We start from the raw sequence: 22,819 nt of genomic DNA on the forward strand, positions 1-22,819 counted from the left end.
TTGATTGAAAAAAAGCTAAACTGCTATTAACTCTTTTTCTTATCATAATTGATGTTCTAATGATCGAAGTGCCTCTAATCTTGAATCTTTAGAGAGTTTGTTCCATTGTGTGATATGTAGTCTTTCCATTATAAATTCTCTCCTTAGCGCCTACCCACTAGAAGATATGGATCTTCCAAAAACGTTTCAGCCATTCCTTTGCCTTCATCTCCCGTAAACATTCCTATATAGATTAATGCTCCTATAAAATCTCTTGCTTCAAAATATTTATACATCATTTCCAAAGAAACACCATTAATCTTGTGATCTGATATAGATCTATCTTTAAGCCACTGATCTAGCAAAGGTTGTAAGCCCTCATCAAGTTCTAAAAGTAGTTCAATAGAACGCTCAGTTACATCTTCTGCCAAACCTTCCTCCTCTATCAATATTTTACGAACTTCATCTTTGTCAAATTTCAACATGTAAACGCCTCCTTTTTGTATTTACAACTTTGTATTTACAACGATTTTAGAATAGTTTGAGACATTTGTCGAGTAATTATATCATCCTATGTGATGACATAGTGCCTAACTGCTCGCAGTTAGGAGTCAACCTTACACATGAATTAACTTTATCCCGCTCCTAAACGGAGCCCTTCAATGAAGGAAATACAAGATTAACTCTTTTTTAAGATTCTTCAACCTTTCCCCATTCCCAAATCGAAGGGCGGAGCGAACTTCTCCTTTTGTCACAAATCATAAGCTTAAATAAAATAAACATTAAGCCCTTCAAACTTCAATAAAGCAGAATTTTTGTCCCATCGCTACAACTGATAACTCTCCACTCATAAATTCCCCGAGTTCGTATATTCATCACTCACAACGTAAAAATGATTCATTCGGATCTGTAACGATTTTAAATGTCCCTTGGGATAGATGAATGAAATGTTCTATGGGTTCTAAAGTAGGTTCTTGTTCTTTCACGTCGTAGTATGAGTGAAATTTCCTTTCGATACTATTGATGTAATTAAATAGTTTGGTACTTAAAATGATCGTTTCTGGATCTTTCCCCATCACTTTTTTATAGAAATAAACGGTATATTCCAGAAATTGAATATACTCTTCCCGGTCTTTAAAGATGGTTCCCCGAAACTCTGAATCTCTTGCTAGTTTTTCTAAAAACTCCATACTTACGCCTCCTTTAGAATTCACCTTAGATCTCTCCAATCCTTAGCAAGTTTTATTCAAATCACTTCATTTGCTATTCTCTAATTCATCTATTCTACCACAGCTATGTCGATTTACCAGGAGTTAGGAGTTAGTGTTTTGTATGAATGGATTTAGAGCTTCTGTATTAGAGGTGAATCCCCCCTTTTGTCGAAGTAGAACAAGAACTATTTATATCTAATAGAGTTTGTTGCATAAATAGAGTTTAATTTAAACACAATCGCATCAAATAATCCGGTTTGGATTTGCGGGAACCTTGTATGCACCAAGCTCTATCATGACTAGGAGGGGCATGATGAGTTTTCATTCTGACTTGATTCATTTAGGTGCAAAAGTAGCTGAAAGAAAGCCTCATATTGTAAACGAAGAGATGACTAAACAATCTTTAATCATCCCTCTTTTACAACAACTGGGGTATGATGTCTTTGATCCTTTAGAAGTTAGACCGGAATACGTAGCTGACTTCAGCTTTAAAAAAGGTGAAAAAGTGGACTATGCTATTTTCCAAGATGGCTCGCCAATTATTTTTATCGAGGCGAAAGCAGCAACTGAAGATCTGGGAAAGCATAGTGGACAATTGGCTCGTTATTTTAATGCTACTCCAGAAGTAAAAGTAGGAATCTTGACGAATGGCGTAGAGTATAAGTTTTACACAGATCTTACTCAGGATAACATTATGGACTATGATCCTTTTTTTAGCTTCCAAATGGAATCGATCTCCCATCAAGAGATTGAGACCTTAGAACAATTTACAAAAGAAAACTTTGATTCAGAGCGAATTGTCAATTATGCCGAAGAGTTATCATATATGTCGCATCTTGATAAGACTTTAAAGGAACTAGTTACGAACCCTTCTGATGAATTCTTACGTTTTTTAATTAAAGATTTTATTAACATTCGCATTACATCAGCTGTTTTGGATCGCTTTCGTCCTTTGGTTAAAAAGGCAGTGCACAACACTCTATTGGATCTGATCCGTGAAGGGCTAGACGCCAAAGAGTTTAAAGAATTAAAAGAGTTGCAAGTAGCTGTTTCGACAGAACCTACTACAGAACCCAGTCCCAAGAGCGGAACTTCACAGAAAAAGGGGATTGTGACTACTGAAGAAGAGCTCATGAGTTTCGAGCTGGTCAAAGGAGCGTTGATGAGAACAAGTCGTGATATCTCTGAGCTCCAATATAAAGACACCATGAGTTATTTTACCATCTACAATGAAACGATCACCAAATGGCTATTCCGCTTAAAATTAGATGGTTCCAATCCTTGTATCATCACTCGGCTCCCCATGGAGACTTGTATCGAACTTTGTCCTGGATTTACAGTCGAACCTGCTCCTAAAAGCATCGGAGAGACACGGATTCGGATCGAAGATTTGATGCAAATCAGCCAATTAACTGAGTTGATTACTACTTGTTATGATAACACCCTTTAAGATTCCTTCCCCGAGATCATCATCTTGGGGATTTTATTTTTGTACAAACCTCTGATTAATTAATTTGGATATGTTTATTCTCATCGTTTTTGTTCTTGTCATAAAACTGAATCATCTCCGTCAATGTCTCTTTGAAACTAGGGCAAATGATACCTGAGTCCTTTAGATCCGTTTGTGCTTGTGTGCAATCGTATTGAGCTAGGCAATTAAAATAATCAAGAGCCTCCTTTTCTACTCGTAGCCATTTGCGAATCATCGGGATCGATAAAAAGCCTTTTGCTAAGGGAATGGGAATGGTACCTACGGGTTCTTTTTTTATATAATTTTTCATCACTACCTGATACACTTCTTTCATTGGTTCAGGATGTGGGTCTGTCAGGTGGTAGGTTTTCCCCACCCCTTTTTCTGAATGGGCTAAGTAGAGGGTAGCCTCTATAATATAGTCTACGGGGACAAAGTTCCCTTCTGCTTCTCCTCGACCCAGATACGGAATAAACGGCAGAAAACGCAATCGGTCGAAAAAGTTGAGCATAAAATAGGGACCATCAAATTTAGTCGTTTCACCTGTGACTGAATGACCTCTCACGATCCCAGGGCGAATAATCGTTGTTGGTGCCTGTTTTGCCAACTCTTGAACTAAAAGTTCAGCCTCATATTTGGTTTGTTCATAGTCATTCTTAAATGTCTGGTTCATCGCTAACTCTGTCTCAAAGATTCGCCCACTTCGAGTCCCAGATACATAAGCTGTACTAAAATAAACATACCTCACTAAACGAGGAAGTGAACGTACCCATTGATTAACATGGTTCGTCCCCTTCACATTAACACGATATGCAATTTCCTTAGATACAGCTAAGTCATAAATCGCTGCGAGATGAAATACATGGGTAACCTGACTTCTTAATATCGCTTGTACTTCATCGTTTAAATTCATATAGGGTTGTGTAAGATCCCCTTGTAAAATCGAGATCCTCTGAAATTGGGTAGTGCTTTCGATTTTGGCTATCTCTTTTTCTGCTTGTCTCCTCATACTTGGTAGAACCAGCACATAAATTCTCTCCACCTGAATACTCGATTGAATTAGTTGACGAAGAATCGATGTGGCAAGAAAACCAGGAAATCCAGTAAAAAAATACGTGCTCCCCATGTAATCTCACTCCTCTACAAATATCAATATACTATTTGTACACTATTAAATAATTCTCTGACTTCTTTCCTTCCCCTCTAAATCTGTACTTCATAAACCAATAAATAACCACTTCCTTTCACCCTCACGACAAGACTGTAAGATTCATAGATTAATAGAGAATACAGTCGAAGGGAGGGTAATCACTTGAAAAGGGAAAAAAATTTAGAATCATTAGTCGGCCAGTTTGTAGTTGTTCGCACACGGTTAAGAACATTTATCGGATGTTTAGTTCAAGTCACCCCCAAACGAATAGTTCTACGTATTTGGAATGGACGATCTTTTGTGCTGATTCGAATCCCTCGCATAACCATTAAAGAAGTTTTCAGATTTCCTTGTGGACCGCTAGGTGCAAGATTTGTGGTTGTAAAACTAAAAAATGGCATCTCTCTTGTTGGATGTCAGATCATTACAGCACCAAGCCGCACCATTTTATTAACTGTTTTTGTTAGAGGTAGATTCGTAACCATTAGAATTCGAAAGAGTGCTATTAGAAGTATCATTCCATTTCCATGTCCCTAATAAGAATTAAATAAAAATAAGCCAGCCTTTCCTTTGATGGAAAGGCTGGCTTATTCTATTTCGATGACCCATTACTTACCTTTGGTTTCTTTCATCAAACTTTCTTCAATCTTTCCATTTACTATTTATATCAAACGGAAAGAATCAAGAACCTTCATTCTCACAACTCTTTTACCTAGTACCATTGATTCTTATGAGGAGGAGAAATCATGTTTAAGCAAAAACGGGTTTCGATGAGTATTATTTTGTTGTTAGGATTATCTGCCTGTACCCCACTAAATGAATCAATTGATGAAAATAAAGAAGTCCAACTACCTGAAAAAACTTATACTCAAAAAATCGTTCACTCCCCACAAGTGAAAGAAAATGGAATTTTTTATGAGATTACAGCACAACAGTCTGAGCTAGAAGTGGCTCCAGGTGTAAAAATACCTGTTTATACTTACAACAACCAAGTCCCAGGACAAGAAATCCGCGTCAAACAAGGTCAAATAGTAAACATTCGCTTAAAAAATCAGTTACCTGAACCCGTTACCATTCATTGGCATGGTTATCCTGTTCCCAATGCCATGGACGGTGTTCCTGGAATGACACAAAACAGTATTCAACCCAGTGAATATTTTACGTATCAATTTAAAGCAACAGTTCCAGGAACTTATTGGTACCATTCTCATCATAAAAGCGCTGAACAGGTAGATAAAGGGTTATATGGAGCATTAATTGTAGAAGGTAACCAAGAAGAGAAAGCAGACCGTGACTACACGATGATTTTAGATGAAATGAAAAGTGATGGATCTCATGGTGGTCATGGTATGGGTGGAGGACACATGGGTGGCATGGATTACGATTTATTTACGGTTAATGGTCAATCTGGTAAGCAAATACCTGCTTATATCATGAAAACGGGGGAAAAAGTTCGGCTCCGTTTGATCAATGCTGGTTACTTTACTCATTATATCAACTTCGGTTCATTAGATTATAAAGTCGTGGCTTTAGATGGACAGAAACTTACCAAGCCCCTGTCTGGGAAAGATGAACTCCTTCCCATTGGTCCTGGAGAACGATATGAGATTGAGTTTACAGCTCCAGACCAAAGTTTGATCGCTAAAGATCAATTGGATCATTCCGCAGCCTCAGGACTGCAGATCCCCTTAAAAAACTTATCTTCGAAAAAAGTAGAACAACCGATAAAATGGAACAAAATCTTTACCATTGGGGAAAAAACAACACAAACCAAACGCTCTTCTCTGAAAAAAGAACGTTATGACAAAGAATATGTAATGTCTCTTAACCACGGTATGAGTCAAAATGGAGTTGTATATACCATCAATGGTAAAACTTATCCCAATACAGATCCCTTAACAGTAAAAAAGGGAGATTTGGTTAAAGTTACTCTCCAAAATGATGATCCTATGCATGACCATCCCATGCATTTACACGGGCATGAGTTCCAAATATTAAGTAAGGATGGGAAAGATTTAGCCGATCAGTCCATCTATAAAGACACATTATTACTGAAACCAAGGGAAAAATATGAGGTGGCCTTTATTGCAAACAATACTGGAGATTGGATGTTCCATTGTCATGAACTTCATCATGCTGCAAGTGGAATGACAACCACAGTTCACTATGAAGGCTACCAAATACCGTCTGGAATTGATCCAAACGTTCAAGCTGAGTAAATTATCAAAAAGGGGAACAAAGATATGATGCATTATGGATTTGGTGGTTTCGGGATGTTTCTATGGATGATCCTTCAATGGGGCATTCTTCTTGGTGGTATTTATCTTATCATTCGTTGGGTACGAGCAGAGTCTCCGCATTCGAAAAAAAAAGAGAAAGCCATTGAAATTATTCGTGAACGATATGCCAAAGGAGAACTTTCCGAAGAAGAATACCTAAAGATGCATGACATTTTAAGTAAAGGGATGGATCATGAAAAATAATGTACGAATATTAATCGTAGATGATGAAGAACCGATGCGGCGTCTTCTATCCTATCATCTTCAACAAGCGGGCTATGAAACCGAAGAAGCTGATTCAGGAAAAGAAGCCATCTTAAAAGTTAGTCAACATCAATATCAATGTATTCTTTTAGATATTATGATGCCTGTCATTGATGGCTGGCAAACATGTTATCAAATTAGAGAAATTTCTTCAGTTCCTGTCATTATGCTGACAGCAAGAGACCATCTTACTGACAAGGTGAAAGGTCTACAAATCGGGGCAGATGATTATATTACCAAGCCTTTTAATAAAGAAGAACTATTAGCGAGGGTCCATGCCGTACTTCGCCGTAATCAACAAGTGCTGACTGCTCACATTGAGAGCCAAACGGGGGTTCTTTCTCATCGCGGAATCCACTTACACCCTAAGCAGCGTGAGGTATTTTTTCAAGAACAATTGCTGATGTTAACTCGTACTGAATATGAGATGTTACATCTTTTTTTGAAACACCCTGGACGAGTATTTAGTCGTGAGGATCTACTTGCCCTTATTTGGTCAGACCTTGAGATTGAAGATTTTAGAACCGTAGACTCTCATATCAAAAATTTACGTGAAAAATTACGAATTGCAGGGGCTCTCGCTCACGATATTATTAAAACTATTTGGGGAGTAGGGTATAAACTGCAATGAAGAAAATATCTTTACTAAAGCGTTTGAGAACACGGGTTTCTTTCCAACTGGGGCTCTTATTAATTTCTGTTTTTACCCTAGTTCTATTTTCCATCGGAAATATTATATACTCATTGTTCCTCAATTTTTATCTATCTCATATCACCACTGAGTTACTCAAACAAAGTCATAATCATGCCTTTGTTCTTAGTGATCATTTTACAACAACGACCATTGATCATGTGATATTGATGGAAAAAGATGCAAAGAATATGGTAGTTGTTTTAGACCACCAAGGGAACATTTTAGGTACTTCAAAAGAAGTCACACCTGTACACCAAAACTACTTGACTACAGCCCAACAAAAAGGGAATGAAGAGCAAACACTAGAGACAAATTGGGATAAAGAACCTTTCTTAGTGGTGAGCTCTCCAATTTTACAAAAAGACCAACGTCTAGGAACTGTCATGATGTTTAGCCCGACTGAACCGATTCGAGAGGCAGTTCTCATTTTACGCTGGATGTTGTTGGTGACTGGGATCATCACCTTATTACTAGTAGCTGGAATTTTAGGGATCATTTCTCGTATGATTGTTCGTCCGTTAATTGAAATGAAGCAAATGACTGAGGAAATCGCTCAAGGAAATTACTCGAGAAATTTACCTGTAAAGGGACAAGATGAAGTAGCACAACTCGCTCGATCCATTAACCATATGTCGCGTGAAATTCAATATTATCAGCAGCAACGGAATGAGTTTCTTGCAGATATCAGTCATGAACTCCGCACCCCTTTAACCTATTTAAAAGGGTATTCTGAGATTCTACTTCATCCCATGAAGTCTGAGAGTGAACGACATCAATATGCTCAAATTATCTTTGAGCAAACTAACCGTCTGCAACGATTGGTTCAAGACTTATTTGATTTAGCTCGTATTGAGCGTGGAGATTTTTCACTACACCTTGAAAAAATTCAGCTTGTAGATGTCATGACTCAAACATTATCTTTGGTTGAGATTTCTATGGAAGACAAAGAGATTCAACTAAATTTCTATCTTTCTAATTCTGAGGAGTCCATCTATATCAAAGGTGATCAGGAACGATTGGGTCAAGTTTTTCTTAACATTTTAGAAAATGCTCGTAAATATACTCCTAGAGGCGGGAAAATTTCGGTCTATATCAAACGACAGAATGGGCATGCAGTTGTAGAAATTGCGGATACAGGCCCAGGCATTCCACAAGCGGACCTTCCTCGTTTAACAGAACGATTATATCGAGTAGAAAAATCACGCTCCCTCAAAACAGGTGGAACCGGATTGGGTTTAACAATCGTTAAAGAAATAGTGACATTGCATCAAGGTACATTTCAAATTCACAGCATAGAAGGAGAGGGAAGTGTATTCACTATACAATTTCCCATCCTCGATTCTTAACTGTAATCTCTTTGAAAGACGGTGAATGCCGAATTTCAAAGAGACTTTCTTTTTTCTTTAGATACTTCCGATCTGCTTGATCTGGAGCTAATTTTCATCCTATATATACTATCCTATCCGGTTATTAGGGACATACCTAACTGGTATACCATACAGCAATCTTCTCCATCATTTCTCCATATTCAATCTTTATTCTAATCATAAGCTTGACTAATACAAATAGACTTCATCATGGAGTCCACACTGGATATAATCACTGATCTGAAAGGAGATATTATGCAAGATCTCACTATTTTCTTTGCTTTTGCAGCGGGTCTCATCTCCTTTTTTTCACCTTGTATTTTTCCCCTCATCCCTGTCTATGTCTCGCAATTGACAGGTGGGGAGTTCTCTGAAGGTAAAATCAATGTTGAAAAAAAGGTTATACTTAGCCGCTCCATATTTTTCGTTCTCGGATTTAGCTTCATCTTTATCCTACTAGGTGCTTCTGCAAGTGCAATGGGACAATTTTTATCCAATCAACGTGAGGTGATCGAAAAGTTCGGGGGAATTCTCGTCATCATCTTCGGATTACAAATGACAGGATTGATTCAACTTCGCTTTTTGATGAAAGAAAAGCGCTGGCTTCCCCAAATGAAACAAAAAGGGGGAATCACTTCTCTTCTAATGGGAATCGCTTTTGGTGCTGGTTGGACTCCCTGTGTAGGACTTGCTTTATCCTCCATCTTACTGATGGCTAGCTCGAGTGAAACTGTTTATTCTGGTATGTTGTACTTACTGATCTATTCCTTAGGGTTAGCCATTCCTTTTATAGCCCTTTCGTTCCTCCTTACTTACACTCTGACTACAGTTAAAAAAATGAATCGCTATCTTCCAGTTGTCTCTAAAGTCGGTGGATGGATCTTAATCATCATGGGATTCCTTCTATTTACAGATCAAATGACTCAAATCACCGCTTGGTTAGCTAAATACTCTTATACATGGTAGGTGGAAGAAATGAAAAAAATCTTAATCAGTCTGGTATTATTGGGTTTGATTGGCTGGGGTGTGTATGACCTTTACTTTCAGGAAAAAAAGGCTCCATCTAAGCCCACACAAGTACAACAAAAACAACCAGCTCCAGCTACAACTGAGTTCCCTAACGAACAACTCCCTTTAGCTCCTGACTTCACTTTGAAAACATTAGAAGGCAAAGAAGTGACACTCTCTGAATTACGTGGTAAAAAAGTCATGCTTAACTTCTGGGCGACATGGTGTCCCCCTTGCCGAGCTGAAATGCCTGATATGGAAAAGTTTTATAAAGAGTACAAAGGGAAAAATGTAGAAATCCTTGCGATTAATTTTACGACCGCAGAAAAGAGCCACAAAGATGTGGAGAAGTTCGTCAAGGAATTCGGACTTACATTTCCTGTTGTGTTAGACGAAAAAAATATAGTTAATGACATTTATCAACCTCAGGGCATTCCAAATAGTTTCTTCATTGACAGCAAAGGAGTCGCTCAATACCACATCATCGGTCCAATGACCTACGATTCGCTTGTAGAAAGGATCAACTCCATCGACTAGGAGGTTGAGATGAATACCACCGGAAAGTCTATCTTGATTGTTGAAGATGATGAAAAGATTCGACAGCTCATCAAAATCTATCTTGAAAGAGAGGGTTATGAAGTTTTTGAAGCTGAGGATGGAAAACAAGCACTCCATGCTTTTCAGAAAATCGATCCTTGCTTTGCCATTCTAGATATTATGCTACCTGAGAAAAGTGGTTGGGAAGTTTGTCAAGCCATCCGGAAAGATTTTAAAAGTGATATCCCGATCATTATGGTCACTGCTTTAGTTAATGAAGAAGACCGGATCAAAGGGTTAAAAGAAGGAGCTGACGATTACGTCACCAAACCATTTAGCCCACAAGAATTGGTCGCTCGCGTCGAAACTGTTTTACGTCGAACCGCCCATCGTTGTAGTAAAATTACGTATCGAGGGCTGACATTGAAACCATTTAAAAAAATCGCTTCACTTCATGGAGAAGCATTAGCACTCACCCAAAATGAATTTACTTTGTTGTATGCTTTCATGCGTCATCCTAATCAGATTCTTACAAGAGATCAATTACTCATCGAACTTTATCCACATGATGAAAAAATGGTCTCTGAGCGTACCATCGATACTCACATCAAAAATCTGCGGTCTAAAATAGAGGGAGAAGCCAATGATCATCCGTTCATTGAGACAATTCGCGGAATGGGCTACCGTTTTCAAGCCTTTTAAAAAGCGGGCCAACCATCAGCCTGATCGGCTTCTGATTGTTCATTTTCTAATGATCAGTTTCGTTCTTTTCATTTTTGGTATCTCTCTAAAAGAAATGGCCTGTTCTCTCGTCGCACATGGATTGGGGCAAGAGAGTCCCTTTTTTATTAAGTTTCAACAGACATTAAACGTTTATCTATTTCATCTCTTGACCATCACTTTTCTAGTCATAGGTGTTCCTTATTATTTCTGGGTGCGGAAGTCGATCAAAAAAAGTCCACCACCACCAGATCATCCCCCAGATCCCAAACAATCCAAGTGGTTGCAGTCCTTTTCCCATGAATTACGAACACCCATCACGACGATTCATGGGTACTTAGAAGCTCTTCATGATGGTGTGATTGAAGCAAATCCCCAGCTATACGAATCACTTCATCAAGAGTCCAAAAGGGTTGTTCAACTGATCGAAAAGATGAATCAATTACAATTGTGGCAAACTAAAGGCGTTCCTATTCATGAAAACAGTAATATCCATGATATACTGGTACAGGTATATCACCAACTAGCAGAATCAGCTAGAAAAAAAGGGGTATCTATCACTCTTCGCATGGAACAAGGAGTCGTCACAGGAGCTAAAGAAAGTTGGACCATGGTATTTGAAGAGTTAATCCAGAATGCAATTCAATTTCATCGGGGAAAAAAGATATGGGTGACGGGTAAAATAGAAGATAAGTTTTATGTGATGAATATAAAAGGGAAGGGAAAATATATCCCCCAAGAAGAGCTTAACCTGATTTTCGATGAATTTTATCGTCCTGATCCATCGAGAAATCGAAAAACAGGTGGATTAGGACTGGGCTTAGCCATTGTAGAGCAAGTAGTTATCGCTCATGGTGGAAACATAACGGTTCAATCAGATGGTGAGTTTCACCAATTCCGTGTTTTCATTCCACATCATCATTAATAGAGAAATGGAGTTTTATCCTACCATGAGGAAATATCGTTTTGTAATTTTGGCTGGGTTATTGGTTCTTCTTGTCCTTTCATTTGTTTATCGACAAGAAAGCCAATCCAATACACCCACAATTCCTGAGAAGGGATATCAGGCACCCTTGTTTCAACTTGAAGACCTGAATGGTAAAACCTATGATCTATCTTCTTTGAAAGGCAAAATCGTATTCATTAACTTTTGGGCTACGTGGTGTCCTCCATGTCGTGCCGAGACTCCTGATCTGGTACAGCTCCATGGAAAGTATAAAGATCAAGTCGTTTTTCTCGGCATCAATGCAACAAAGGTAGATGATCCTGATCAGGTACAAAAATTTGTTGAGCAATATAAAGTCAACTATCCAGTTTTACTCGATCCATCTGGAAAAGTGGTAAATCAATATCGAGTTCACTCCTATCCAACTAGCTATATCATTGATTCACAAGGTGTCATCGTATACAAAAAAACAGGTGTGATCCCCCCATCCGAGTTCGAAAAAATGATTGAACCCCTGATCAAAAAGTAAAAGGAAGGTTAGAGATGTTTGAACCCACAGAAGGTCTTTATATAGGGATTACAACAGTTCCAATCTCGATCGTTAGCTATATCATAGCTTTTATAGCACTATCTTTGATCCTGTCTCGCTCTGAAGACGGGAAACAGTTTGTAGACAAAATGGTCTCCGTCCTCCTCATCGGAATCTTAACCTATAAATTTTGGTTTATCATCGAGCAACCTAGTATTTTGTTTAAGCAACCTCTAGAAATTCTCATGTATAGTGGAGGTGCTTACGCTTGGGAAGCCACTATCCTCTTATGCGGGGCTTGGCTCTCTTATCAAATTTGGAAAGAAGCACCTTCAAATCGATGGAGATTGATCCAACGCATACTCTTCGCCTTTATCATTGTTCGAGTTAGTTATTCTTTGTTAATTAAAGATTATGGGTCTCCTAGTAGCGGGTGGGGATGGAGGTTGGATGATCAAACCTATCTTCCTACCAATCTCTTTTTACTCGTTGGATACCTATTACTCCTCCTTAGCTTTTATGTATTGCGTAAAAAACTAAGCTTTAACAAAGATCAAATAAGCTTCTGGTTGATTGGAATTAGCATCATCGAACTAGTCGTGAGGGGTTTCAAGCCACAATTAGATCACCTATGGATGAATATAGGGACTCTTGATATCCTCTATATTGTAACTTTACTGATCGGTGTTTACTTCCTTCTATTTCGTCAACCTGATCCCATCCATAAAACATGAACATAATTAAAGCCACAATAGGATCTCCATTCTAATTGTGGCTTCTCTTTATACCTGCTTCTCTGGGAATATGCCAGGTATTTATATTCATTTTGTTAGTTGCTAACCCTTTTGTTGAGACAAAGCCATACTAGTCATAAATGTTGGAGATACTCATTAGGCTCATCTACTCATTAGACATTGGCAACATGTTTCTGACTTAAAAAGACTTTACTTTCTTTCGCTTACCTGAAGGACGTTGATTTTTGTTGTTATTTACAAAGCGTTTGGAAGCACCTGTCCTACCTGCTCCCCCTCGATTCGATTTTTTCCCTCGACCTCGATCTTCCTTATAGTCTTTGTGGTCTCGACCACCTCTACTACCTCTACCTCCTCTACCGCCACCGAAAAATCCACCACGATCCTCACTGATTTGTACAGGAGTTTTATCTGGTTCTTTCGTAATCATTTTTAGGGCAGCGGCTAATAGAGTTACAGAGTCAGTTTGCGCCAACAATTCTTCCGCTAATTCGATATAATCCCGATGCTCATTTTCCTCAACCACAGTTAATAGCTTTTCAATAGCGATCCGTTGCTGACCTTCCATCGCTTCATTAAGACTCGGTGTCGCTTGGCGAATCATTTTCCGTTTGGTCACCCGTTCAATATTGCGTAGATGATCCATCTCTCTATAAGTAACAAAAGTCATCGCCACTCCTGTCTTGCCTGCACGACCCGTACGACCAATCCGATGAACATAGCTTTCCGGATCTTGTGGAATATCAAAGTTAAATACGTGTGTCACTCCTGAAATATCTAACCCTCGAGCTGCAACATCCGTTGCCACCATAATATCAACGGTTCCTTCTTTAAACCGACGAATCACAGTGTCCCGACGAGCTTGAGTCAAGTCCCCATGGATTCCTTCAGCTGAATAACCACGTTTGTTAAGACCTTCTGTCAATTCATCGACACGTTTTTTAGTACGACCAAAAACAATTGCCAGCTCTGGAGACTGAATATCTAAAAGGTTACAGAGGATATCAAATTTTTGTTTAGGTGACATCTCAATATAAAACTGTTCAATGTTAGGCATGGTCACTTCTTTTGTCTTAATTTTAACCTCTGTAGGGTCTTTCATAAACTTTTGTGCCAGTGCTCGAATATCTTTGGGCATCGTAGCAGAGAATAACAACGTTTGTCTTTCAGATGGAATCTCTGATAGAATCGCTTCAATCTCTTCAACAAAGCCCATTTGTAGCATCTCATCCGCTTCATCAAGAACAACTAAATTGATATTGTTCAGACGAATCGTGCGACGACGCATATGATCTTGTAGACGACCTGGTGTTCCTACAATAATTTGGGGTCTTTTTTTCAAAGAACGGATTTGTCGGTTAATATCCTGTCCACCATAGATCGGTAAAGAGCGAACCTTTTTATATTGACCAATTCGATTTAATTCTTCAGCCACCTGAATCGCCAATTCACGAGTTGGTGTGATGACGATTCCTTGTATCTCATCTGTATCTACAGATACTTTCTCGATCATCGGAATTCCAAACGCAGCAGTTTTACCCGTTCCAGTCTGTGCTTGTCCAAGCACATCCCGACCTTCCATCGCAATTGGAATGGTCCGTTCTTGTATAGGTGTTGCTTCTTCAAAACCCATATGACTTATGGATTGTAATAATGAGGAACTAAGTCCCAGTTCACTAAATGTAGCCAAGAGTGTGAGTCCACCTTTCATTTTTCCCTAATAACAAAATAATGAGCCTGCGGCATGATTCAACTATTCCTGCACAACCAAATCAAAAGCCTATGGTTGTAAGATTTTATCTGATTTTATGCGACAACCTCAACCGGCAAAAATAGCCTAAGTTACTATTATACCATTAGTCTTGTATATTGACTGCTACAATATACTTTTTTCTACGTAAAAAAACATCCCCTTTGCTTAAGGAGATGCTTCATTATGTGAGCCATTAAGCTTTCATTATATATCCTAAATAAAGATTATGTGTTAATCAAATATCTGGAAATTCAATTTGGTACCGCTTTCCAACCTCAACCATTTTCTTTAGCCATTGCTCTTTTGTATAAGATTGCATTTCAGATGCACTTAATTCTCTCGCATAATACTCAAAATGGGCAGGACATGACACTACCTGAATGGTTGCCTCTTCACTATCAATCCGGAAAGTGTGGGAAATTCCTCTTGGTAAAAACACTGTCGCACCCTCTGTAGCTGAAAAAGACTGATCTCCCAAATAGACCGTCAGTTCTCCACGAATGACATTAAATACCTCATCCTCTTGATGATGAATATGCCGTGGAGGACCCTCTCCTTTTTGCTCCGTAGATTGTAAAACCGCATACCGATCCTGTGTCTCTTTTCCACTAATCATCACAGACATAGGTCTTCCTAAAAATAAGATCTCTTCTTGACTGTTTGGGTAACGTACAGGCGATTGATTCAAGATCCAACACCTCCTGTCACTATTATAACCTATAAAACTAAATATTTGTTGTATTCATTCATTTATGTATAGTATAAACTTTAATAACTCGCCCATTTCGGTCTACCATCTTGTTGTATACTAATTCTAGAATCGATGGAACAATAGGGGCAGTGATCAAAAGGTTATCCCTAGTTCACCAATTTTCTAGCTATAAAGCATTTGGAGTTTTTATATTGAGTACAGCAATTATTCTAGGTATCATTTGTGTGTTTATCCTAATCACTAATCTGATCATGTGAAATGAATGAACGACATCTTGAGAGGTATTTAACATGCTAATATCTCAACCCAAAAGTGAAATCATCAATGTAGACTTATATATTCCACTCCACGTTGAATAGGATTACCCCAAGAAGTTAGGAGCTACGACATATTAGATGATATAACCACTTCGGATCGTGAAATATTAGAAGGATTTTAGTTAAATAAAAGGGAGAGTCAGAAGTGGATTTTCGAATACAAGCAGGAGCTCCCAGAGTTACAGGACAATTCGATGAAGAGGATGAAAATCTTGCAGAAGCGATCGAAACCATCTTCCCTCTTTATACGGAAGATGCCATTCTAGTTTGGAAAAACATCTACATTCCTCTAAGTTATAAATACGAAATCAGTATCATGACCTGGGATCTCCTTGACATGCTCGAAAAACTTCGAAAGCATTCTTCTGGTGAATGGAAGATTCAGTGGGCTTCCGATTCATTTCGTAATAGCTGGTACTTGCGATGGGAGGAAGATACCCTGACCATCAATGCAGAATGGGGCTCTGTCATCGGAAACACTGAAAATCAGCTGAAAGAAAAAAGAGAAATCAAGGTTCCCATCCTTGCATTTACAGCTGAATGGAGAAAATTACTAGGTAATCTGATTACAGGATTGCAAAAGTCAGGATACACAGAAGAACGACTTCCTGGAATGGATCGTTTAATTCATGAATATCATACAATTCCCTTTGACGGGATTCTTTATGCAAAGCCCCACCATCAATGATTTTTATTATCTAATAATACACTTCCATTTACTTGAGCTTATGATCAGACAAGGCTTCTTCTTTTGGAAAAATCACAAAAGAAGAAACCCTGTCTTTTTCATTTAATTCAAATATGGAGAAATCGATTATAAATATACTAGCCTTTCATGTTTCATTAAACCAATTTCTCTAGTTCCTTTTTAAAATAACTAGCCATTGACTTAGGACATGGAGCAGATAAAATTCCCGAGATAATAGCAACTCCATCTGGAATATAAGGTGCAAGAGCTGGTAAAGTTTTTTGGTTGATTCCACCAATCAGCACAATCGGCAATGATACAGCTTCTCGAATTGAAGATAATGTTTTAATAGAAACTATTGTGGCATCATCTTTAGAACTAGTCGGAAACATACTCCCAACTCCTAAATACGAAGCTCCATCTTGTTTTGCTTGAACTGCTTCTTCCACTGAATGGACAGAGACTCCAATTGGCATGTCAAGTCCAACAATCTGTCTGGCCTCTTGTATGGATAAATCATTTTGACCGATATGGAGCATATCTGCTTGGGCAAGTAGGGCAACATCAGCACGATCATTAATAACAAGAGGAATCTGGTATTTTTGGCATAGCTCTTTAAAACGCTTTCCTGTTTCTAAAAACTGCCGGGAACTAGCCTTTTTCATACGCAATTGAACACAAGTAACGCCACCACGAATGGCAGCTTCTGTTCTTTGATACAAATCTTCCTGATCATCTGTAACCAAGTAGAGTTGTAAACGATCTCTTAATTTACCGAGCATCGATCTTCCCTTCTTTTGCTAACCATTGGTTATTCATTTGTGATACGCTATCCATTAAATACATCCGAAAAGTTCCCAATCCTGCATTCCCCTTCATTCGCTCTGCCCATTCCCCTGCCAAACCAACAGCCACATAAGCAGTTACTGCACTTGAAAGAGCTTCCAAACCAGCCCCTAAACAACAACCGATCACAGATGTAGACATACACCCTGTTCCAGTTACTTGCGATAACAATGGAGTTCCATTATAGATTCTGACCTCTCGTTCTCCATCCGTCACATAATCAACGGAACCACTTACGGCAATTACAGTGTTCAATCGCTTTGCCAACTTTTGAATATCAGGGAGAATGGTCTCAAACTCAGTATCTGCGTCAACCCCTTTCCCTGCGCGACTACCACATAAGGTGGAAATTTCAGAAGCGTTTCCACGAATGACTGCAAATTTCACTTCAGCAAGTAAACGCTCCACAGATTGAAAGCGAAAAGATGTCGCTCCTACACCAACGGGATCCAAAACTACCGGAACCTGCTGTTGATTAGCAGCTTTTCCCGCTTTGATCATTCGATCGATATATGATTTTGAAAGGGTTCCCATATTTAAAACGAGTGATTGGCTTTGTACTACCATTTCTTCGACTTCTTCTTCAGCGTCAGCCATGACGGGGCTAGCTCCACAAGCAAGTGTCATATTGGCACAATCATTAATGGTCACTGAGTTAGTGATGTGGTGGATCAGTGGCTGAATTTCCCTGATTTTTTCCCAATTGTATTCAAAGCTCATACAAGGATCTCCTTTTACTTAGGAAATTTTTTCACTCAGCTCTCCATAACGAATGAAAATGATGAATGGGTCCAGAACCTTGTCCCACTGGAAATGAGAGGCGAATCCCCTCTTCGACATAGTTTTTAGCTAAACAAATGGCCTGGGTCATTGAATAATCTTGAGCTAATAACGCAGCAATCGCAGATGATAAACTACATCCTGTTCCATGAGTATTGTTAGACTCAATCCATTTACCAATAAACTTTTCTCCTGTAGAAAGAAAATCAATCACTTGGTCACCCAAGGGGAGATGTCCGCCCTTCACTAATATCTCACCATGAGTCCACTTTTTTAGATTTTCAATTGCTTTTTGGATGTCTGCTTCTGAAAGCAACTTTTCTCCCACTAATACTTCTGCTTCATGAAGATTTGGAGTAATCAAAGTCGCCAATGGAAATAGTTTAGTTTTTAAAGCTTCAATCGCATCTTCTTGTAAAAGAACACTTCCTGTTGTCGATACCATCACTGGATCCATGATGATAATTTTAGGTTGATACTGAATCAATGCATTTTCGATCACCTCGATGAGGGAACACTCCGAAACCATACCAATTTTTACTGCATTGATTGGAATATCTGTGAATACTGCTTTTAGCTGTTCTTCTACAATCGAAGGACTCAATGTTTCTACCGCATAGACACCTTGTGTGTTTTGAGCAGTTATCGCTGTAATCACGCTTAGACCATACGTACCTAAAGCTGCCATCGTTTTCAGATCCGCTTGGATTCCTGCTCCTCCACTAGAGTCACTTCCAGCAATGGTTAACACTTTTTTGATCAATCTTTTATCCTCACTTTCCAAATGAATAAGACTCTAGTGTATAGGCCATATTCCAAAAATTAAATTCATGGATACAACTCAATTGGAAAGCTTCTTTTAATTTTTCATGTTCTGAAGAAGTCATCGACTTTGCAAGATGATCCAGTCGACTTCGTAACTCTTGATTTAGCGTTTTAAAATCATCACCAGCATAAAATTGGATCCAATCATAAAAAGGATGATCTTCTGTTGGTGAATTTTCTTCCATGATTCTCTCAGCAATATAGATATACGTCCATGGACAAGGCAAAATCACTGCATATAAATCAGCCAATGTCCCTGTTTGAGCCGTACACAACATATGGTTCATATAGTTTCGAGCACTGGGTGCAAGTGATTTTACTTGTTGTAGAGATGTAAAGTCTACACCCGCTTCTCGACAAAAGTTTTGATGCGGATGAGCTTCAGAATGTAAAGTCACCCCAATTTGCTGATGGAAAAATTCCATATCTTCTCTATTTTTCGTCTTCATAATCCCCAACGCATACATTTGAACAAATACGCTTAAGTATTGAAAATCTTGTTCCACATAATGAATTAATTGTTCAGGTTTAAGTTTCCCCTTAGATATTCCTTGAACAAATGGGTGATCATAGATTTTTTGAAATAACTCATCAGATTCTTGACGTAATTGTGCTGTAAAGGTCATCACAATTCCTCCTTATAATTAAAAAAATAAGAAAGGCCGCTCCTAAAATGGAGCGACCTTTATAAACACACCAAAGATAGCTCCACTTCCCTACGCTGGTATAAACCAGATCAGGTTCTAAGGGTTTGCACACTGCGCATCTCAATCTTTCGATACCCCTAGTGGATGTCTTCATTCATATTCAATTAACCCCAATCTAACATATTACTCTCTACTTAACAACCTTCAAAGATAAACAATATATTTTAATCATCCGATGGAGGCTACATCCAGATCATCTGTTATGTTATATATAATTAAATAGTAGCATATGTATAACCCCTCAGAAGAAAAAAGTCTCCAAGGGGGGATTACTTGATTGGAAAAACCAAAATATTGTATGTATTGCTATTCGAAAATGGATCTCCGTTTTTGTTGCTACAATTCTTTGTACGTTGGACTTGGTAAATGATCATATGCACTCTCATTAATACCAGCATGGTCCATCATTTTACGTAAATCAGTTACAAACTTCATAAAATAATCTTCATAATTTTGGCTACCAGCATATTTTTTCAAAAAATAATCATTGGACAATGAATGATATAAGCTACTTAAATCATCTACAAGTACCTTTTTTATATCAGTTTTTGTAATAGATTGATCCAGACTACATTCATTGATAAGGGTTTGTAGTGTTTCTTTAAGAACATGATTATTGTATGCTGGATGAGATATTAAATATTTTAAATCATAAAGATCTTTAAACCTTGGTCTTACAATTGTTTGATGTAATTTCCAAGCAACCTGAATCGAGAGTGGTACGGAGTATGGAACAATGAAACGATCACCAAAAACAGGTTGATACTCTAATGAAACGGGTTCTACTTCCATTTCTAAGTTAAACGAAATATCCAGATAAGTCTCATGATCGTAAGTTGCTTCCCTTGATTCATCTGTGAAATAGTAAGCAAGATCCGTATTTATAGTTGGAAAGTCGTCTGCCATGGCATAGTCAATACGTCTCCAAAATGCATTTTCTCGAAAACTTCTAAACTTTATTCCATCATGTAGATCCATTTCTGTCACTTGGATCATCCAATTGGTAAAGATTTTATGTGCATGCTCTTCATTTTTAATTTTCCCCATATACAAAAAGTCGATATCGTCCACATACCGTATATCTGGATGATCCAAGTATTGTCTCGTTAATAGACTGCCTTTTAATATAAATGGCATATTCACAAGTGATATTCTTCTCAAAAGCGCCTCTAGAACAACAAGTTCTCTGACATCATAATTCATATCTTTTAAATCTTCTCGTTTAATCATGATTATCTCCCATTTATAGTTTATGAAAGCCATCCACGATCCAATTCTTCTTTGCTATCATAAATACATAGTTCATATTGCTCTTTCAAAATTTCTATCTTATTTACTTGCAAAATTGAACGTATCTCCTCTACTCTCTCATAGAATTTCTTCTTACTTTCGTATTCTCTAACCGTTATAAATCTCACTTTTCCGTTAACATTTAAGGAGTTCCTGGAAATATGTCCACCTAACCCCTCACATAGATTCTTTACCATGGTAATATCATCAACCTCTACTTTTCCATGCCATTCAAAATAAGGTTTGAAATTCTGAGTAAGTGGCTGATGAAAATACTTTTCTTCCTTTGGAGAAGTCTCTACTTTTTTTCTCATGATAGTAAATCCGTTTTCTTGAAACATATTTACAATCTTTTCGATTCCTTTATCAGCGTCGTGGAAATCAGTACTTTTAATAACTCCTGTACACATGGGCTGATTGATGTAATTCCCTTGATCTAAGACGATCATAAGAGGTTTTAACTGCTCCGATTTACAAAGCTTTACAAAAGCCTCCTTGTCAGCCATCTTTAAATCATTGACTGTAATGTGAAATTCAAATTCCATTGTCTCACTCCTGAACATTTCTTTCATTTAGATTAGATCGATTATAAAACTTGCTACAATTCATGCTTCTCACATTTTAGCATTTATTTTCATGACATCGAAATTATTTTTCAGGTATTACACCAGCTCAACTACTTTTAACTCACCTAACTATGATAAAGAAAAATAACATAGACAAAAAAGATAGGATAAAAAAAGAGTAGTCCTCTTCTTGGACTACTCTTTTTTACTTTACCTCTTCTCCATACTTCTCTAATACTAATCTCATACCTTCCTCAAGCAGATCATTCGCATTTTTATCTAATTTTGCTGCTAATACTTTTATTTGTCTGTACAATTCTATGTCGATCGTTGTGTTAATGTTTTTTCGTGCCATTCTCGCTATCACCTCCAGATCATCTTAGCACATAATTGACTATGGTTTCTATGGTATCTTATAATGTACATATACATAGATATCATAGAAATCATAGATAAATAGTCGATCGAATTGAAAAAGGAAGGCGATATCGTGAGAAGGCTGAACATCATAGGATCATTCCTAATTCTTGTAGTCAGTATTGTAGTTTCATTTCAACATAATATAGAACTCTTTTCACAAAATGGATTTCAAGGGTGGAATGCTATTCTTACAGTCATCGGGGTAGAATTAACGTTTATCATAGCTAGTATCAATATCGTATACTCGAGGATTAAAAGGATGAAGGTTGGGGCACCAACGATTATATCTGCACTAATCGGAACTGCACTAGTTGGTTGGAGTAACATCAATGCAGGAATGGCCCATGGGATCGAGGGTATCATTCTTGGGTTAGTGACGCCAACACTCTTAATTTGTTCGGAAGCTATGTTATCCCATACAATCTTAAACTTATCAGATCATCGCAAAGCTCAAAAGGAAGAATTAAATTCACCAGAGATAGTCTTTCAAAGTCAATCAAATGTCCCGTCGGATGGATCACCAAAATCTTTCACTCAAGAGAAATCTCCAGATACCCATGAAGCCTATGAAACCCAAAACCCTATAAACGATGTTAATCTTCACCAAATGAGTGAAAAAACTGAGCCGCCAACAAACCCATTCATAGAGGATGAAGCTTTCAGAGATTCCCCCATTACTAATAGCTCATCCAACAAACAAACCGATAAAGGGAAAAATACCAAAAACGAAAAACCAATCATTGTAACACGAGAAAATCAGTCACCAACACCAGCCGAAACTCACCAGATAGCTTTGCCATTAAATTCACAAGGGCAAAAAAGTAATGTTGTCCAATTGGAGAAAAAAACAACATCTTCACCATTAGAATTTGCCACCACCTACTATGAAAAGAACGGCAAACACATTAGTCGCCGCGGATTGGCAGAAGAATTTGGAATCACAGAATACAGAGCCAGAAAGATCTTAGAACAGTTAAAGAAGCAGATTAGTTAAGAAAGAATGACATG

26 protein-coding genes and 1 riboswitch are annotated in these 22,819 nt (G+C 38.0%); of the genes, 14 read left to right on the forward strand and 12 right to left on the reverse strand.

Annotation, left to right across the window (positions count from 1 at the left end):
• Window positions 1–143: 143 nt before the first annotated feature.
• Together EDD58_RS07300 and EDD58_RS07305 are read right to left on the reverse strand one after the other, a co-directional pair.
• The gene (locus tag EDD58_RS07300) at window positions 144–464 is read right to left on the reverse strand and encodes a hypothetical protein (RefSeq protein ID WP_131924200.1); all 321 of its coding nucleotides are present in this window, start codon (window positions 462–464) and stop codon (window positions 144–146) included.
• Window positions 465–854: 390 nt separating this feature from the next.
• Window positions 855–1,169: a hypothetical protein gene (locus EDD58_RS07305; protein WP_131924201.1), complete on the reverse strand. Its 315-nt coding sequence runs from the start codon at window positions 1,167–1,169 to the stop codon at window positions 855–857.
• A 334-nt stretch (window positions 1,170–1,503) separates the two neighbouring features.
• Here EDD58_RS07305 and EDD58_RS07310 point away from each other — a divergent pair, with 334 nt between their 5' ends.
• Entirely contained in the window at window positions 1,504–2,640 is a 1,137-nt protein-coding gene (locus EDD58_RS07310; protein ID WP_131924202.1) for a type I restriction endonuclease, read from the forward strand.
• 55 nt (window positions 2,641–2,695) lie between these two features.
• Here the strand turns inward: EDD58_RS07310 and EDD58_RS07315 are convergent, their stop codons facing one another.
• Complete coding sequence (locus EDD58_RS07315; protein WP_131924203.1) at window positions 2,696–3,787, reverse strand: SDR family oxidoreductase; 1,092 nt, start codon at window positions 3,785–3,787, stop codon at window positions 2,696–2,698.
• 186 nt (window positions 3,788–3,973) lie between these two features.
• Here EDD58_RS07315 and EDD58_RS07320 point away from each other — a divergent pair, with 186 nt between their 5' ends.
• From EDD58_RS07320 to EDD58_RS07370, 11 genes are all read left to right on the forward strand, one after another.
• Complete coding sequence (locus tag EDD58_RS07320) at window positions 3,974–4,348, forward strand: hypothetical protein (protein ID WP_131924204.1); 375 nt, start codon at window positions 3,974–3,976, stop codon at window positions 4,346–4,348.
• Between the two features lie 209 nt (window positions 4,349–4,557).
• Window positions 4,558–6,030: a multicopper oxidase family protein gene (locus EDD58_RS07325; protein ID WP_131924205.1), complete on the forward strand. Its 1,473-nt coding sequence runs from the start codon at window positions 4,558–4,560 to the stop codon at window positions 6,028–6,030.
• Between the two features lie 24 nt (window positions 6,031–6,054).
• Window positions 6,055–6,294: an SHOCT domain-containing protein gene (locus EDD58_RS07330; RefSeq protein ID WP_131924206.1), complete on the forward strand. Its 240-nt coding sequence runs from the start codon at window positions 6,055–6,057 to the stop codon at window positions 6,292–6,294.
• Window positions 6,284–6,985, forward strand: coding sequence for a response regulator transcription factor (locus tag EDD58_RS07335; protein WP_131924207.1), 702 nt, complete (start codon window positions 6,284–6,286; stop codon window positions 6,983–6,985). The genes EDD58_RS07330 and EDD58_RS07335 overlap by 11 nt, the downstream gene beginning before the upstream one ends.
• A complete protein-coding gene (locus tag EDD58_RS07340) occupies window positions 6,982–8,394 on the forward strand; it encodes a sensor histidine kinase (protein WP_131924208.1) in 1,413 nt (470 codons plus the stop codon). Before EDD58_RS07335 ends, EDD58_RS07340 begins: the two co-directional genes overlap by 4 nt.
• 231 nt (window positions 8,395–8,625) lie before the next feature.
• A complete protein-coding gene (locus EDD58_RS07345; protein ID WP_243648671.1) occupies window positions 8,626–9,381 on the forward strand; it encodes a cytochrome c biogenesis CcdA family protein in 756 nt (251 codons plus the stop codon).
• 9 nt (window positions 9,382–9,390) lie between these two features.
• Window positions 9,391–9,960 carry a TlpA disulfide reductase family protein gene (locus tag EDD58_RS07350; protein WP_131924210.1) on the forward strand — a complete coding sequence of 190 codons (570 nt, stop codon included), beginning with the start codon at window positions 9,391–9,393 and terminating at the stop codon, window positions 9,958–9,960.
• A gap of 9 nt (window positions 9,961–9,969) precedes the next feature.
• Window positions 9,970–10,662 carry a response regulator transcription factor gene (locus EDD58_RS07355; RefSeq protein WP_131924211.1) on the forward strand — a complete coding sequence of 231 codons (693 nt, stop codon included), beginning with the start codon at window positions 9,970–9,972 and terminating at the stop codon, window positions 10,660–10,662.
• The gene (locus EDD58_RS07360; protein WP_165875857.1) at window positions 10,619–11,605 is read left to right on the forward strand and encodes a sensor histidine kinase; all 987 of its coding nucleotides are present in this window, start codon (window positions 10,619–10,621) and stop codon (window positions 11,603–11,605) included. The genes EDD58_RS07355 and EDD58_RS07360 overlap by 44 nt, the downstream gene beginning before the upstream one ends.
• A 25-nt stretch (window positions 11,606–11,630) precedes the next feature.
• Window positions 11,631–12,155 (forward strand): TlpA family protein disulfide reductase, encoded by a 525-nt coding sequence (locus EDD58_RS07365; protein WP_165875858.1) that lies wholly within the window; start codon window positions 11,631–11,633, stop codon window positions 12,153–12,155.
• A gap of 14 nt (window positions 12,156–12,169) precedes the next feature.
• A complete protein-coding gene (locus EDD58_RS07370; protein ID WP_131924214.1) occupies window positions 12,170–12,889 on the forward strand; it encodes a hypothetical protein in 720 nt (239 codons plus the stop codon).
• A 199-nt stretch (window positions 12,890–13,088) separates the two neighbouring features.
• Here the strand turns inward: EDD58_RS07370 and cshA are convergent, their stop codons facing one another.
• On the reverse strand, window positions 13,089–14,597 hold the full coding sequence (cshA, locus tag EDD58_RS07375; protein WP_131924215.1) for a degradosome RNA helicase CshA: 1,509 nt from the start codon (window positions 14,595–14,597) through the stop codon (window positions 13,089–13,091).
• A gap of 298 nt (window positions 14,598–14,895) precedes the next feature.
• Window positions 14,896–15,348, reverse strand: a complete 453-nt coding sequence (locus tag EDD58_RS07380) for a cupin domain-containing protein (RefSeq protein WP_131924216.1) — start codon at window positions 15,346–15,348, stop codon at window positions 14,896–14,898.
• 486 nt (window positions 15,349–15,834) lie between these two features.
• On the opposite strand from EDD58_RS07380, the gene EDD58_RS07385 reads away from it, so the two are divergent.
• A complete protein-coding gene (locus EDD58_RS07385) occupies window positions 15,835–16,377 on the forward strand; it encodes a hypothetical protein (protein ID WP_131924217.1) in 543 nt (180 codons plus the stop codon).
• A 155-nt stretch (window positions 16,378–16,532) separates the two neighbouring features.
• On the opposite strand, the gene thiE is transcribed toward EDD58_RS07385, so the two are convergent.
• The 7 genes from thiE to EDD58_RS14810 form a co-directional block, all read right to left on the reverse strand.
• Window positions 16,533–17,159, reverse strand: a complete 627-nt coding sequence (thiE, locus tag EDD58_RS07390; protein ID WP_131924218.1) for a thiamine phosphate synthase — start codon at window positions 17,157–17,159, stop codon at window positions 16,533–16,535.
• Entirely contained in the window at window positions 17,149–17,943 is a 795-nt protein-coding gene (thiM, locus tag EDD58_RS07395; RefSeq protein WP_131924219.1) for a hydroxyethylthiazole kinase, read from the reverse strand. Before thiM ends, thiE begins: the two co-directional genes overlap by 11 nt.
• Window positions 17,944–17,974: 31 nt before the next feature.
• Entirely contained in the window at window positions 17,975–18,766 is a 792-nt protein-coding gene (thiD, locus tag EDD58_RS07400; protein ID WP_341539269.1) for a bifunctional hydroxymethylpyrimidine kinase/phosphomethylpyrimidine kinase, read from the reverse strand.
• Window positions 18,767–18,776: 10 nt separating this feature from the next.
• Window positions 18,777–19,454: a thiaminase II gene (gene tenA / locus EDD58_RS07405; protein ID WP_131924220.1), complete on the reverse strand. Its 678-nt coding sequence runs from the start codon at window positions 19,452–19,454 to the stop codon at window positions 18,777–18,779.
• A gap of 70 nt (window positions 19,455–19,524) precedes the next feature.
• A riboswitch (TPP riboswitch) is annotated at window positions 19,525–19,624 on the reverse strand.
• 247 nt (window positions 19,625–19,871) lie between these two features.
• On the reverse strand, window positions 19,872–20,765 hold the full coding sequence (locus tag EDD58_RS07410) for a nucleotidyl transferase AbiEii/AbiGii toxin family protein (RefSeq protein WP_131924221.1): 894 nt from the start codon (window positions 20,763–20,765) through the stop codon (window positions 19,872–19,874).
• A gap of 20 nt (window positions 20,766–20,785) precedes the next feature.
• Window positions 20,786–21,370 (reverse strand): hypothetical protein, encoded by a 585-nt coding sequence (locus tag EDD58_RS07415; RefSeq protein ID WP_131924222.1) that lies wholly within the window; start codon window positions 21,368–21,370, stop codon window positions 20,786–20,788.
• Window positions 21,371–21,596: 226 nt separating this feature from the next.
• Window positions 21,597–21,746, reverse strand: coding sequence for a hypothetical protein (locus EDD58_RS14810; protein ID WP_165875859.1), 150 nt, complete (start codon window positions 21,744–21,746; stop codon window positions 21,597–21,599).
• A gap of 324 nt (window positions 21,747–22,070) precedes the next feature.
• Between EDD58_RS14810 and EDD58_RS07420 the strand changes: the two genes are divergently transcribed.
• A complete protein-coding gene (locus tag EDD58_RS07420) occupies window positions 22,071–22,805 on the forward strand; it encodes a hypothetical protein (protein WP_131924223.1) in 735 nt (244 codons plus the stop codon).
• Window positions 22,806–22,819: the final 14 nt, after the last annotated feature.

This window comes from Hazenella coriacea (assembly GCF_004341825.1).
GTDB lineage: Bacteria > Bacillota > Bacilli > Thermoactinomycetales > Thermoactinomycetaceae > Hazenella > Hazenella coriacea.